At 46.9% G+C, this 14,331-nt stretch carries 13 protein-coding genes and 1 other annotated feature; of the genes, 1 reads left to right on the top strand and 12 read right to left on the bottom strand.

The window, feature by feature from the left end; all coding sequences use genetic code 11:
• Nucleotides 1–229: a binding site (T-box leader), on the bottom strand.
• Nucleotides 230–247: 18 nt separating this feature from the next.
• Genes gltX through JOD01_RS17400 form a run of 4 tightly spaced genes read right to left on the bottom strand, consistent with a single transcriptional unit; the run spans nucleotide 248 to nucleotide 4,050 of the window.
• Nucleotides 248–1,711 carry a glutamate--tRNA ligase gene (gene gltX / locus JOD01_RS17415; RefSeq protein ID WP_204519570.1) on the bottom strand — a complete coding sequence of 488 codons (1,464 nt, stop codon included), beginning with the start codon at nucleotides 1,709–1,711 and terminating at the stop codon, nucleotides 248–250.
• A gap of 51 nt (nucleotides 1,712–1,762) precedes the next feature.
• Nucleotides 1,763–2,236 (bottom strand): 2-C-methyl-D-erythritol 2,4-cyclodiphosphate synthase, encoded by a 474-nt coding sequence (gene ispF, locus JOD01_RS17410; RefSeq protein WP_275581974.1) that lies wholly within the window; start codon nucleotides 2,234–2,236, stop codon nucleotides 1,763–1,765.
• Nucleotides 2,236–2,931, bottom strand: a complete 696-nt coding sequence (gene ispD / locus JOD01_RS17405; RefSeq protein WP_204519568.1) for a 2-C-methyl-D-erythritol 4-phosphate cytidylyltransferase — start codon at nucleotides 2,929–2,931, stop codon at nucleotides 2,236–2,238. The genes ispF and ispD overlap by 1 nt, the downstream gene beginning before the upstream one ends.
• Before the next feature lie 21 nt (nucleotides 2,932–2,952).
• Nucleotides 2,953–4,050: a PIN/TRAM domain-containing protein gene (locus tag JOD01_RS17400; RefSeq protein WP_204519567.1), complete on the bottom strand. Its 1,098-nt coding sequence runs from the start codon at nucleotides 4,048–4,050 to the stop codon at nucleotides 2,953–2,955.
• A gap of 293 nt (nucleotides 4,051–4,343) precedes the next feature.
• Between JOD01_RS17400 and JOD01_RS17395 the strand changes: the two genes are divergently transcribed.
• On the top strand, nucleotides 4,344–4,739 hold the full coding sequence (locus JOD01_RS17395; protein WP_204519566.1) for a DUF1573 domain-containing protein: 396 nt from the start codon (nucleotides 4,344–4,346) through the stop codon (nucleotides 4,737–4,739).
• A 180-nt stretch (nucleotides 4,740–4,919) separates the two neighbouring features.
• Here JOD01_RS17395 and pssA read toward each other — a convergent pair whose 3' ends face one another.
• From pssA to JOD01_RS17355, 8 genes are all read right to left on the bottom strand, one after another.
• Nucleotides 4,920–5,651, bottom strand: coding sequence for a CDP-diacylglycerol--serine O-phosphatidyltransferase (gene pssA / locus JOD01_RS17390; RefSeq protein ID WP_204519565.1), 732 nt, complete (start codon nucleotides 5,649–5,651; stop codon nucleotides 4,920–4,922).
• Nucleotides 5,652–5,884: 233 nt separating this feature from the next.
• The gene (gene radA / locus JOD01_RS17385; protein WP_204519564.1) at nucleotides 5,885–7,255 is read right to left on the bottom strand and encodes a DNA repair protein RadA; all 1,371 of its coding nucleotides are present in this window, start codon (nucleotides 7,253–7,255) and stop codon (nucleotides 5,885–5,887) included.
• A gap of 109 nt (nucleotides 7,256–7,364) precedes the next feature.
• Entirely contained in the window at nucleotides 7,365–9,821 is a 2,457-nt protein-coding gene (locus tag JOD01_RS17380; RefSeq protein ID WP_204519563.1) for an ATP-dependent Clp protease ATP-binding subunit, read from the bottom strand.
• An 18-nt stretch (nucleotides 9,822–9,839) separates the two neighbouring features.
• A complete protein-coding gene (locus JOD01_RS17375; RefSeq protein WP_204519562.1) occupies nucleotides 9,840–10,907 on the bottom strand; it encodes a protein-arginine kinase McsB in 1,068 nt (355 codons plus the stop codon).
• Nucleotides 10,908–10,925: 18 nt separating this feature from the next.
• Complete coding sequence (locus JOD01_RS17370; protein ID WP_204519561.1) at nucleotides 10,926–11,456, bottom strand: protein-arginine kinase activator protein McsA; 531 nt, start codon at nucleotides 11,454–11,456, stop codon at nucleotides 10,926–10,928.
• A 72-nt stretch (nucleotides 11,457–11,528) separates the two neighbouring features.
• Nucleotides 11,529–11,993 carry a CtsR family transcriptional regulator gene (locus JOD01_RS17365; RefSeq protein ID WP_204519560.1) on the bottom strand — a complete coding sequence of 155 codons (465 nt, stop codon included), beginning with the start codon at nucleotides 11,991–11,993 and terminating at the stop codon, nucleotides 11,529–11,531.
• 211 nt (nucleotides 11,994–12,204) lie between these two features.
• On the bottom strand, nucleotides 12,205–12,864 hold the full coding sequence (locus tag JOD01_RS17360) for an HAD-IA family hydrolase (RefSeq protein ID WP_204519559.1): 660 nt from the start codon (nucleotides 12,862–12,864) through the stop codon (nucleotides 12,205–12,207).
• Nucleotides 12,864–13,994, bottom strand: coding sequence for an MGDG synthase family glycosyltransferase (locus JOD01_RS17355; protein WP_204519558.1), 1,131 nt, complete (start codon nucleotides 13,992–13,994; stop codon nucleotides 12,864–12,866). The genes JOD01_RS17360 and JOD01_RS17355 overlap by 1 nt, the downstream gene beginning before the upstream one ends.
• Nucleotides 13,995–14,331: the final 337 nt, after the last annotated feature.

Genomic DNA, 14,331 nt, shown 5'->3' with positions numbered 1-14,331 from the left:
CGCAGAGACGGTTTCCATATCTACCGCGGTTCCACTCTGCTTAGGCACAAGAGTGCCTCGCTTTTGTCCTCGTTAACGGAAGGAACCCGATACGACCTACTTACCCTCATTGGAGTTCAGCCGATTGCTCCCAGGTGCATCTTCCAAGATTTCATGCCGGATGGCTCTCACCTTTCCATCCTCTCTGTCGACATTACCTTCTTGTACTTCTCCTGTTCATCACATCTCGATATGCGTTTCATGGCGATCAGCGTCCGTCCAAGACCTTGCGCACGCGTTCCAACACTTTATCCCGTCCCAACAGGTAGAGCGTTTGACCCAAATCGCGTCCATGCGCCTGGCCGGTTGTGGCAACACGCACCGGCATAAACAGCGCTTTTCCTTTAAATCCGGTCTCTTTTTGGACGGTTTTTAACGACGCGTTAATGTTTTCTACAGAATATACTTCAAGCGCTTCAATGTGCTTGTAAAAGGACGCCAGCACTTCAGGCACTTGCTCTTCTTTTAAAACGGCTTTTGCATCTTCATCGTACACTACTTCTTCCAGGAAGAAAAGAGCAGCGAGCGGCACAATTTGCGCGCAATATGACATTTGTTCCTGATAAAGGGCAACAATGCTGGTTACACGCGCTTTTTCCTCCTCTGTGAGCGTCTCTTCAATGAACCCGGCTTTTTGCAAATGAGGCAAGCAAAGCTCAACGATCGACTCAAGCGGTTCGCGTTTGATGTAGAAGTTGTTCATCCAATTCATTTTCGCTGTATCAAACACAGCCGGAGCTTTGTTCACCCGCTCCAAAGTAAACAGTTTGACCAGATCGTCGAGCGAATAAATTTCTTCTTCGCCGCCAGGAGACCATCCCAACAAAACAAGGAAGTTTACAATCGCTTGCGGCAAAAAGCCCAACTCCCGGTATTGGCCGATAAACTGGATGATGCTCTCATCCCGTTTGCTCATTTTTTTGCCATCTTGATTCAAAATCAACGCAAGGTGGGCGAATTGCGGCGGTTCCCAGCCAAACGCTTCATAAATCATCAACTGACGCGGCGTATTGGACAAATGTTCCTCCCCGCGTACTACATGGCTGATCTTCATCAGATAATCATCAATGACCACCGCAAAGTTGTAGGTAGGGATGCCATCCGGGCGGCAAATGACAAAATCGCCCATACCGTTTGATTCAAAAGTGACCTCGCCGCGAATCAAATCGTTGACGACATACACCTTGTCTTCCGGTACGATGAAATGGATCGCCGGCTTGCGTCCTTCCGCTTCGTATTGCTGGCGCTGCTCATCGGTTACATAACGGTGCTTTTCCAGAATCCGCGGAGTTTCGCCGCGAGCGATCTGTTCTTCCCGCTCCGCATCCAGTTCTTCTTTGCTGGCATAACAATAATACGCTTTGCCTTCCGCCAGCAATTGGTCAATATATTTCCGGTAAATATCCAACCGTTCCATTTGGCGATAAGGAGCATAAGGTCCGCCGACATCGGTGCCCTCATCCCAATCTATACCCAGCCATTTCAAATTTTCCATTTGATTGGCATCCGCGTTTTCCACATTGCGGGTTTGATCCGTATCCTCAATCCGCACGATAAATTTTCCGCCAAGATGCTTGGCATATAAGTAGTTGAACAGGGCCGTACGCGCTCCGCCAATATGCAGATGTCCGGTTGGACTTGGCGCATACCGCAACCGTATTTCGTTCGCCATCATGACACCATCCTTAACTGTTTCTAAGGTCTTATCTTACTACTCCCTTATCTACTTGACAAGCAAGCAAACCGCTTGTGCAGCAATTCCTTCGCCCCGTCCGGTAAAGCCGAGTTTTTCCGTTGTCGTTGCTTTGATATTCACTTGAGAAATGTCCTCCGCTTCCAGCACTTCGGCGACCACTTTCCTCATTTCCGGAATGTAGGGAGCCATCTTGGGAGCCTGCGCGATAATGGTGGCGTCTACATTGCCCAAGGCAAATCCGCGTTCTTTCACCAGCTTCCAGACGTGTTGCAGCAGTTTGACACTGTCAGCATCTTTAAATGCCGCATCTGTATCCGGAAAGTGTCGCCCGATATCCCCTTCGCCAATCGCCCCCAGCAAGGCATCGCTGATTGCATGCAACAAAACATCAGCGTCGGAATGACCGAGCAATCCTTTTTCATACGGGATCGTCACTCCACCGATGATACACGGTCGCCCTTCAACCAATTGATGCACATCGAAGCCTTGTCCAATTCTCATCATCGTTCCAATCGTTCCCTTCTTCTTCGCAAGATTTCCTCACCCAACCACAGGTCTTCCGGAGTCGTAATTTTTATGTTTTCATAACTTCCCTGAATAATGGAAACAGAATGTCCCAACCATTCCACCAGCATGGCATCGTCCGTCCCCAGCTTCCCCGCCTGATCAGCCTTTTTGTGCGCTTCCCGCAACAAGGAAAGACGAAAAGCTTGTGGGGTTTGCACCGTCCACAAGCTTTCACGTGCCGGCGTTGACTCAACGATCCCAGTTGGGCCAACCACCTTGATTGTATCTTTCACCGGAACCGCCATAATAGTAGCCTGATCGGCTCGTACCTTATGAATAATTCCACTGATTTGATCACGAGTGACAAAGGGGCGAGCGGCATCGTGGACCAATACATAAGTGCAATTGTCGGAAAGCGCAGAGAGGCCCTCCCTCACGCTATACTGCCGTTCGGAACCACCCCGCTGCAACTTGACACGATACGGTTCTGTGCGTAGCCACTTTTCCACCTCAAGGTAATCTTGTTCACTGACGACCAAAACCACTTCTGCTACTTCGGGATGAGTGGCAAATAACGAAACGGTATGGGCCAAAATCGTTTTGCCCGCCAACGGCAGCCAAATTTTGTTCCGATGACTGCCCATCCGTTTCCCTGATCCAGCCGCTACAATCACAACACCGACATCCACGTTATCCTCTCCAATTTGTATCTATAAGGCCTTTTCCAATAACTTCGGCTTGGCAAAAATCATTCGTCCGGCGGAAGTTTGCAGCACGCTGGTAACGAGCACTTCCAGGTCATTGCCAATATATTCTCGGCCGCCTTCTACAACAATCATCGTGCCGTCGTCCAGATAAGCAACGCCTTGACCGTACTCTTTCCCATCCTTGATGACTTGGACAGTCAATTCCTCGCCAGGCAGCACAACCGGTTTTACCGCATTTGCCAAATCATTAATATTAAGAACAGGTACACCCTGCAGCTCGCAAACTTTGTTCAAGTTGAAATCGTTGGTTACCACTTTCCCGTTGAGGACTTTGGCCAACTTAATCAACTTGCTGTCTACTTCAGCGACATCCTCAAAATCGCCTTCATAAATCTGCACATTTACTTTAAGCTCTTTTTGAATTTTGTTCAAGATGTCCAAGCCCCGCCGCCCCCGATTACGCTTCAGTACATCGGAAGAATCGGCGATATGCTGCAGTTCCTCCAGCACAAAACCAGGAATGACCAAAACCCCTTCGATAAATCCCGTACGGCAAATATCTGCGATCCGTCCGTCAATAATGACGCTCGTATCAAGGATCTTATGCTCCACATTGGCGGCCAATCCGGTATTTTCTTTTTTGTTCTTCTCTTTTCGTCCAATGGAGAAAACCGACATGATCTCATCCCGTTTGCGGAAACCTACCTGGAAACCAAGATAGCCAAGCAAAACAGAGACGATCAATGGCAACAAATCCCGCAGGACCGGTATCCCGATATTGCTAAGGGGTAGGAATAATAAAAAAGCAGGTATAAGACCAATAATCAATCCCATTGCACCGAATAACACATCAATGATCGGCAGTTTCACCAGCATTTCTTCGCCCCAATTGATGGTGTTAACGATGTAGCTAACGAGCCAGTTACTTAAAAAGTAAAAAATTACCGCTCCCAATACGGCACCGATGTATGGTTCCGCCACTTCAGGTATTGCTCCGAAATTCAACCAGTTATTCAACAGCGTGAACAATGCTGCGCCAAAATGATAGCCAAGACCTCCGCCAAGTAATACAAAAAACACTTTCGTGATTCGACTTATCATAAGTTCACCTCCTTTTATTAATATAGACAGAAGCTGACCGGAAAAACCCTGCTTCCGATGAAAGTTTCAATTGTTTTCATGCACTTTCCCTCACTATAGCAAATGTAATTTCAGAGTGTCAAATAGCCAAAGATTTTAACATATTCCCAAAAACCTCGTCAATAATATTCGACGCTTAACTCAAATTTCCTTTATTTTCAAATTTGACGTTTTTCTGTATTATCCTTATAATTCAATTAACATTAGCGAAAAATTCTGAATATACCTTCATCCTAGAGCAGAGGTGATTCATTTTGGGAAACGTTAATTTAAGCAACTTTCAAGAGCTGGTCTCTCAGTTGCTGATTCGCCATCGCAGTGTGCTGGATGTCATGTCAAAAACCCAGGAAACCGTGGCGCGGATCAATCGTTCCTTAACAAAATCCATTACCGAGTGCGGCTGTGTGGAAATCGCCGCCAAGAAACAAGTTTTTGACAGCAGCAAAAGCCTTGCTGAACACCATCAAAACATGCCAACCCATATGCTCGGGTCCCTCTGTGAACATTGTAGTGAAATTTTGAAGACGGAGATCGGTAAACATCTGTTTTATTTAACGGCAATATGTAACATTACCGAAATTGATTTAACCGAAGTCATCAAACAGGAAACGGATCACTTAAACACACTCGGCGTCTTTAACTTGAATTGATTCCTTAACTTTAGTACGAAGCAACAGCCCAAAAAGTTGCACCCATTTTTTACCGGAACGTGCGACCAATTAAAATGGTAACACTGCAATGTGTCCGGAAAATGTCAACGCCGCCAAAAAAGAGGGTGTCCCCCGAGCACAGCATTTTCAGGGGACACCCTCTTTTTTTATTTACGAATCTTAATCATACGGAATGGTTTTTTCTTCTTTTCGTTCTTCCTTATTCGCTTTTTTCAGCAGAAGGTTAACGTTTTTTTTTATTCCATACAAGGCATAAACCGCCAAAGGCAGGAAAACGATTTTGGGAAACTGCTCGGGATATTTGACCGCGACAATCACGACAATTGCTATAATCAACGGTGTGATCCAGTATGCCGATTTCGGTATCCCCACCTTTTTGAAGTTTGGATACTTCACTTTCGACACCATCAAATAAGAGAGCAACACCATAGCGAAAGCCAACACGCCAATGTGGAATATTTGATGGTACAAAGCCAGTGTCGCCAACACGCCTCCGGCCGCCGTAATCGGCAAACCGATAAAATAGCCTGGCGTGCCGGGCTGTACATTAAACCGAGCCAACCGCAGCGCTCCGCAAATCGGAAACAGGGCTGTAATCAAGATTCCAACGATTTGCAGCTGGTCAAGCACTACCACATACATAATAAAAGCAGGGGCGACGCCAAACGTAATCACATCCGACAGCGAGTCGAGCTCTTTGCCAAAATCACTCTGTGCATTCAACATGCGCGCCACGCGGCCATCCAGTCCGTCCATCAGCATGCCAATAATCACTGTGATTGCCGCAAAATCTACATAACGGTCTTCGCCTTGAAAAGCAAATATAATCGCAACAATCCCTAGAAAAAGGTTGCTTATTGTCAACATGTTCGGTAATGATTTCACGAACATAAGGAGTACCTCCTAGTTGATTAGTCAGGAAGACGTGTCAAAAATGAAAATCAATGCTTCTATACTATTTTATATTAATCGGATCTGTCAATGAACACCGTTATTGAATACTTCTTGAATTCCTTTCCAGACTCGGTAGGCTTCCTTACTATCATCGCCCCAACTGCCTTGACTAATTCGCTGTGTGCAAATAAAAACCGGAAGCAATCGATGGACAACCGTTCTAGATCTGGCTAACCCCTCATAACTTCACGCAAAGCTTCTTCAACTGTCTTTACTCCGACCAGTTCGATATCGGCTGATATCTCCAGTCCGCGAATATTTTTTTCCGGGATAATCGCTCGCTTGAAACCCAGTTTGTGGGCTTCACGCACTCTCTGTTCAATTCGCGAAACAGCCCGGACTTCACCGGTCAACCCGACTTCGCCGATCACGACATCAAATTGATTGGTGGCATGATCGCGGAAACTGCTGGCCAAACTGACCGCAATCGCCAAATCAACGGCCGGTTCGTCTAACCTGACTCCGCCGGCTACATTTACATACGCATCTTGATTTTGCAACATCAATCCAACTCGTTTTTCCAGTACCGCCATAATCATCGCAACGCGCTGATGGTCAACCCCAGTTGCCATTCTTCTTGGAGTGACAAAACTGGTCGGGGAGACCAATGCTTGCAGTTCCACCAACACCGGTCGGGTGCCTTCCATACTGGCCACTACGGTCGAGCCTGCCACACCGACTGGTCGTTCCGCCAAAAAAATCTCCGACGGGTTGGCGACTTCCTCCAGCCCGCGCTCTTTCATCTCGAAAATGCCGATCTCATTGGTTGAACCAAAGCGATTTTTCACAGCGCGCAAGATGCGAAACGTATTGTGCCGCTCTCCTTCAAAGTACAGAACGGCATCGACCATATGCTCGAGCAGCCGCGGACCGGCGATCGCTCCTTCCTTGGTCACATGGCCGACGATAAAGGTGGCGATGCCTTTTCCTTTGGCAATTCTCATCAAATGAGCCGTCGCTTCTCTGACTTGCGCTACGCTTCCGGCCGCCGATTGAATGCCTGGATGAAAAATCGTCTGAATGGAGTCAACGATTGCGACTGCCGGCTCTACTTCATTTATATGTTGTTCAATCAATTCCAAATCATTTTCCGCCACTACATACAAGGATGGAGGCGTCTGCTGATCAAGGCGATCCGCCCTCAGCTTAATCTGTTTGGTCGACTCTTCTCCGGAAATATAGAGAACCTTGTAGCCTTGTTCGGCCAAGGTAAACGAAGTCTGGAGAAGCAACGTTGATTTGCCGATCCCCGGATCGCCGCCAACTAGCACAAGCGAGCCTGGAACCAGTCCGCCGCCCAGAACACGGTTTAATTCCTGTATCGTCGTATCAAAACGCGGTTCCTGCTCACTGGCGATCTCCGTGATCGGTTGTACCGTGCTTTTGCTCAAATGGATGGAGTCATGCCGCGAATTGCTCGGTTTGCTCGAGATCTCTTCAACCATCGTATTCCAGTTGTTGCAGCCGGGACATTTGCCCATCCATTTGGCACTTTCATATCCGCATTCCTGACAAACATACTTGGTTTTAAACTTTGACATCAGCCCTAACTCCTGTCCACTTGCTCTTTCTTCTTCTTATCATACATGATTCCATAACAAAAAGGATACCTCCCATAAGGAGATATCCTTAATCGTTTATCAAGATGCGTTATTTGGATGCGCTTGTCTCCAAGCGTTTGACGACCAGCACCCCGTCTTCCGCATCAATTGTGACAGAGTCGCCCTTTTGAATCGTTCCTCTCAGGAGCTCTTCCGACAATTTGTCCTCAATATTGCGCTGGATCGCACGGCGGAGCGGACGGGCACCGTAGGCCGGGTCAAATCCTTCTTTCGCCAGGATCTTCTTCGCTTCATCTGTCAATTTGAAGTAAATGTTTTGTTCTTCCAGACGTTTGCGGAGTTCTTCGGTCATCAAGCTGACGATTTGTTCGATATGCTCTTGCTCCAGCGAATGGAAGACGATGACTTCATCGATACGGTTCAGGAATTCCGGACGGAAGCTGCGTTTTAATTCATCCATTACTTTGTCTTTCATATCCTGATATTTCTTTTCCGTATCTCCCATAGTAAAGCCAAGGGAGGTGTTCTTTTTAATCATGTTCGCCCCTACGTTGGAGGTCATGATGACGACGGTATTGCGGAAGTCGACCGTACGGCCTTTGGAATCGGTCAAACGTCCGTCGTCCAGCACTTGCAGCAAGATATTAAATACATCCGGATGAGCTTTTTCAATTTCATCCAGCAAAATAACCGAATACGGTTTGCGGCGCACTTTTTCTGTCAATTGCCCGCCTTCGTCATATCCGACATATCCTGGAGGAGCACCGACGAGTCGTGCAGTCGAATGTTTTTCCATGTATTCCGACATGTCGATACGAATCATCGAATCCTCATCGCCAAACAGAGCTTCCGCAACAGCGCGGGCTAATTCGGTTTTCCCGACACCGGTTGGTCCGAGGAAAATGAAGGAGCCGATCGGGCGTTTCGGATCTTTCAACCCGGCGCGAGCACGTCTTACGGCACGAGAGATGGATTTGACCGCTTCATCTTGGCCAATCACACGATCATGCAAGATTTCTTCCATTTTCAACAAACGTTCGGTTTCTTCTTCTTTCAATTTCACGACTGGAACTCCAGTCCAGTTGGCCACGACATGGGCGATATCTTCCGGCGTTACTTCCATGTTCAGCTTGCCTTGGCGTTCTTTCCAGTCTTTTTTGGTTTTCTCCAGTTCTTCGCGGAGCTTCTGTTCTTTGTCGCGCAACGAAGCAGCTTCTTCGAATTCCTGGGATTGCACCGCTGCATCCTTTTCCTTGCGCACTTCTTCCAGATGCGCTTCCAGCTCTTTCAAGTTTGGCGGAACGGTAAAGGATTGCAAGCGGACTTTTGAGGCGGCTTCATCGATCAAGTCAATCGCTTTGTCCGGCAAGAACCGGTCCGTGATATACCGATCAGACAATCGTACAGCCTGCTCAATTGCTTCATCCGTAATTTTTACGCGGTGATGCGCTTCGTAACGATCACGCAGTCCGTGCAAAATCTTGATGGCGTTTTCCGCAGTCGGTTCGTTGACCTGAATTGGTTGAAAACGTCTTTCCAACGCGGCGTCTTTTTCAATATACTTCCGATACTCATCGAGCGTGGTCGCCCCGATGCATTGCAATTCGCCGCGGGCCAAAGCGGGCTTCAAAATGTTGGAGGCGTCAATCGCACCTTCTGCACCGCCAGCACCGATCAGCGTATGCAATTCGTCAATAAACAAGATAATGTTGCCGGCTTGCCGGATTTCATCCATGATTTTTTTCAGACGATCTTCAAATTCACCGCGATACTTGGTGCCGGCGACAACTGTTCCCATATCCAGCGTCATAACCCGTTTGTCGCGCAATGTTTCCGGAATTTCATTGTTGACAATTTTTTGCGCCAAACCTTCCGCAATCGCCGTTTTCCCAACACCGGGCTCCCCAATCAATACGGGATTGTTTTTTGTCCGGCGGCTGAGTACCTGAATCACGCGTTCGATCTCGTTTTGTCGTCCGATGACAGGGTCCAGACCCCCTTCACGGGCAATCGCGGTCAAATCGCGAGCCAAGCTGTCCAACGTTGGCGTATTGGCGGACGCGTTGCCTCCGCCGGATTGATGAGACGACATCATTTCCGAACTGCCCAACAGTTGGAGCACTTGTTGACGCGCTTTGTTCAAGCTTACGCCCAAATTGTTCATAATCCGTGCGGCAATTCCTTCCCCTTCACGGATCAGGCCAAGCAAGATATGTTCCGTACCGACGTAAGTATGACCAAGCTTGCGAGCTTCGTCCATCGACAATTCAATTACTTTTTTGGCGCGCGGCGTATAGTTCGGTGTGTAATTGGCACCTGCGGTTTGTTCGGTCCCCCGTCCAATCAGCGATTCCACTTCGCTTTGAATTTTATCGAGTCCCAGGCCCAACGATTGCAGCGCTTTGGCCGCGATTCCTTCGCCTTCACGGATTAGCCCCAACAAAACGTGCTCCGTGCCAATATCCTTGTGCCCCAATCGAACAGCTTCTTCTAAAGCAAGAGCCAAAACTTTTTGTGCGCGTTCAGTAAAACGTCCAAACATCATATCGGTTACACCTCCATTTTAATTTGTTACGGTGGATAGCCTTTCGCGAATTAACCGGGCTCTTCGTTCGTCACGTTGTTCCGGAGTCAGTTTTTGACCGGCGTGATGCTGCAAAAATCCCGGTTGCGTCATCACCAACAACTCATTAATTATGTTTGACGGAATTCCTTTAATAATCCCTAGATCAATGCCCAAACGGACATCGGACAAGCGCTGTGCCGCCTCTTTTGATTCAACATTGCGGGCGTACAGGAGAATGCCGTAAGACCGATAAATTCGATCTTCCAAAGCCGTTCGCGAATGCTCATGCAAATATCGCCGAGCGACTCTCTCCTGTTCGATAATTTGCCGAGCCACACTGTAAAGATTGGCGAGAATGTCACTTTCCGCTAGCCCCAGTGTAACTTGATTCGATAGCTGAAACAAGTTGCCAAGTGCTTCGCTGCCTTCCCCATACAGTCCGCGCACGACCAATCCTACCTGGTTGATCGCCTGCAAAATTCGGTTGATTTGCTGCGTGATGACCAAAGCGGGCAGATGCAGCATGACTGAGGCCCGGATCCCCGTCCCCACATTGGTAGGGCAACTGGTCAAATAACCTCGTTTTTCGTCAAAGGCATAATTTAAATGTTTCTCAAACAGATCATCCAGCTTTGAGCCCGTTTCCCAAGCTTCGTTCAATTGAAATCCCGGCAGAAGAACCTGAATCCGAATATGGTCTTCTTCATTGATCATGATGCTGATCGATTCTTCCCGATTTAACAACACTGCACCTTTTCGCGATTCCTCGGCGAGATTGGGGCTGACCAAATGTTTTTCCACCAGCACCCTTTTTTCCAGGGGACTGATTTGCTCCATCGTAATCAACTCAAAATCAGCCAAGTTTTTCATCGCTTCGTCTTTTGCCGCTGCCGATACCTTTCGGACAACTTCCTCCGCCTGGGAATCGGTCGCCAGCAGCGGAAAAGGAAGTTGGGACAAATTCCGGGCAATCCGCAAACGGGTGCTCACGACAATATCGGAATCCGGCCCATCCCCCTTCATCCAGTAACTCCAAGGATTTTGCGTAAAGCTTTGTTGTGACATCGACATTCACCTCCCAGCTTATGATTGGGCGATTCTTTGCTCCAATGCACGAATGCGGTCGCGAATTTCAGCAGCTTTCTCAAATTCTTCACTAACCACATATTTCCGTAAAGCCTCTTTCAACTGATCCAGTTCTTTGCGGATTTTCAACTGGCCGCCGGTTCTCTCCGGTACTTTCCCCAGGTGCTGTATGTTTCCATGAATTCTCCGCAAAAGCGGGTCCAATCGATCACCCAAAAATTTATAACAGTCACTGCAGCCAAATTTACCGCTTTTGCTAAACTGGGCGTAGGTAAGACCGCATGTTTCACAGCGAAACGGCTTCTGATTTGCTTGGCTGTCCTTTGCGCCTGCACCCTCTTTTTTCAGCATGGGATCAAAATTCAACAAGCCAGAGAGCAGGTTGTTAATGCTGAAGTTGCTAAATCCGCCAAATACGTCAGCTTCCTTGGCGCACTGCTCACAAATATGATATTCGGTTTTTTCACCATTTACGATCTTGGTCAAGTGCAGGGTTGCAGGCCTTTTTCCACATTCCTCACAATTCATTGCCGTTCCCTCCTTTATCCTTTTCAAGTCGTATACAACATTGGAAAACCGTTCTTTTTCCTGTTTAACAGCTTACCTCAACAAGATAGCCGCAATCATTTGTTTCAGCATCGTTGCGCGCAGCCGATCGCGAATTTGGGGAACTTCGTTAAGGACGTTTCGAGAAGTTGCAATCTTCATCAGTGTTGACTCTCGTGCACTGATTAATCCCTCTTCCAACAATCGATCAATGATTGCATAGCCAACCCCTTGTGTGATACTCTCACCGATCAGTTCTTCCGTTAACAATTCCTGCAAACGAGCTTTGCTGACAATTTGGACCTTGCGAATCCGAATATATCCTCCGCCGCCGCGCTTGCTTTCCACCAAATACCCTTTTTCAACGGTAAATCTGGTGTTTATCACATAATTAATCTGCGAAGGAACACACTGAAACAGGTCAGCAAGCTCACTACGTTGGATCTCGATCGACCCACCGGGACTATCCTGCAATATGTTCTTCAGATGTTGTTCGATAAGGTCCGAGATATTCCGCATTTATGCTGCCCTCCCGTTCCATCGTGATCATTGACTTTGACTATCTTTGACTTTAATTATAATGATTTTTTTGGGGGACGCAAGTGGTGAAGCTTTATCTTTAGTTTGTTCATTTCGGTTCATCTTGAAACGAGAAGGGCAGCAGGAGGAAAGTGGCGCACGAAAAAAACCATTCAACGGGAATGGTTTTTTGGCCTGCCTGTTATTTTATTCAGAAAGGTAATTTTTCGGGAATCTCCGCAAAACGCTGCACGACTACATCTGCTCCGTCCAACTCGCCCGCTTGCGCAAAGCCGAAGTCGCAACCGATCGTGAACAGCCCGTTTGTTTTCCCCGCTTCCACATCGGAATGACGGTCTCCGACCATGACCGCGCGGTTGACCGTGTAATCGCTGATTAGTCGGGCGACCAGCTCATTTTTGGACTTTGTGGCGAAACGACCGGCGGAGTAGAGGTCAGTAAACAGTCCGGTTATTTGAAAATAATCGCAAATGGCTGCAATGTAATTCTCCAGCCCATTGCTTGCCACAAACAGATCCAGTCCTCGTTCTTTTAACTCGGTCAGCACTTCGCGTACATCGGGGTAAAGGTCGGTATACCCTTGCTTCAACAAGATGATTTCGTTTTCCAACATCAGTTGATTGGCTAATTTCTTGGTTTGTTCGTTCGCTCCCGGAAGCAGTCGATCCCAAAGCTGTGAGATGGTCATTCCTAATACATTCGTAAATTCTTGCTCGTCGGGTATATCCTTGTTCCAATGCCCACGTTCGATCAAATCCGCAAATGTTTTGCGAAATGCCGGCACCGCCAACTTTTCGGATTGGAGCAAGGTTCCATCCATGTCGAAAAAAACAGCCTGATTGATTGCCATTATTCTCCTCCTAAAGGTACCTTTGAAACAGCTTTACTCGCCATATCCTCCATGATAAATCGCGCAATGTCTTCGGCTGCGTTCGGTTTGGCGATCCTTTTTGCCATCTGTTTCATATGATCCACTTTTATAGGATTATACAACAATTCCCTTATAAAATAGATCAGTTGTTCCGAAACGGTAGCATGCACAGCACAACCGTTGTTCAGCAAAAAATGGCTGTTCCTTTCCTCTTGTCCTGGCAACGGATTGTGAACAATCATCGGGACTTGCTTACTCAGTACCTCTGCTGTCGTCAGACCTCCTGATTTCGTTACGATTAAATCGGCCACATGCAGGTATTCGTGAACGTTGTCGATAAAAGGGAGCGGAACCACCTCATGTCGATATGTATGTTTGGAAACTTTGCGAAACAATTTTTGGTTTTTTCCGGTTAAGACAAACGTCTTCAGCGGAAGGTCAATATTATTCAAACCGTCCAATACTTTTTCCATCGAACCTAAACCCAAGCCGCCACCTGACAGTAAAATGCATTTCTGATTGTTCTTTAACCCAAATGTCTCGCGTAATTTCTCTTTATCCAATGGCTCACGAAACTTTTTCATTATCGGTATGCCCATCGCCTTGAATTTTTCGGGATCTTCCCGATATATATCGATCAAGTATTTTAATTGTTCATGTGCAATGAAATAATAATCGATATGATGGTTTATCCATGAAGGGTGGATGGTAAAATCCGTGATTATTGTATAGATTGGAATACTCCAGTTATTTCGCCCTTTGAGTACAGACAACATGCAGCTGGCAAACGGATGCGTCGCAATAAAAGCATCCGGCTTGACGCTATTAATCAATTTTTTCAGCTTGTTGGCCAGCAGCATCAAAACATTAATCTCGATTAGTCGCGATCTTTCGGAGTTATGATATATCTTTCCCCACATTTTTGGCGACAATCTTAATAAATTCATGTAACTTTCCAGCAAGATTTTATGAAAAGTTGGACTCACGTATTCTAGCGTATCAATAATCATGGATGAATAACCTTGTTCACCCAAACTTTCCTGCATTGCTTTTGCAGTTTGATTATGGCCGTTACCGATTGAAGCTGAAAAGATTAAAATCTTCTTCATTTTGATTCTCCTTTGGATTCCGCTTCCATAATCTCACTTGATTCCTTAATCTCACTTGATTCCTTAATCTCACTTGATTCCTTTTACATGTTATGATGGTATGCCAATGGCAAATCCTATGCAAGGGTAATCTTGTCGTAAAGTTTGTAAAGATTCGACAGCGTTTTTCCCCCATCTGATAAAAAACAAAAACCCTCAACAATGGTTGAGGGTATCTTATTCCTTCAAAACTGGATACGCAAATTGACTAAGGAAATGTGGATAAGCCCTCGACCGATTAGTATTCGTCAGCTCCACGCGTTACCGCGCTTCCACACCGAACCTATCAACCTCATCG

This window comes from Brevibacillus fulvus, from assembly GCF_016908525.1.
Classification (GTDB): Bacteria; Bacillota; Bacilli; order Brevibacillales; family Brevibacillaceae; genus Brevibacillus_G; species Brevibacillus_G fulvus.
The sequence above is the reverse complement of the archived record's forward strand: the minus strand, read 5'-3'. Positions and strand labels throughout refer to the sequence as shown.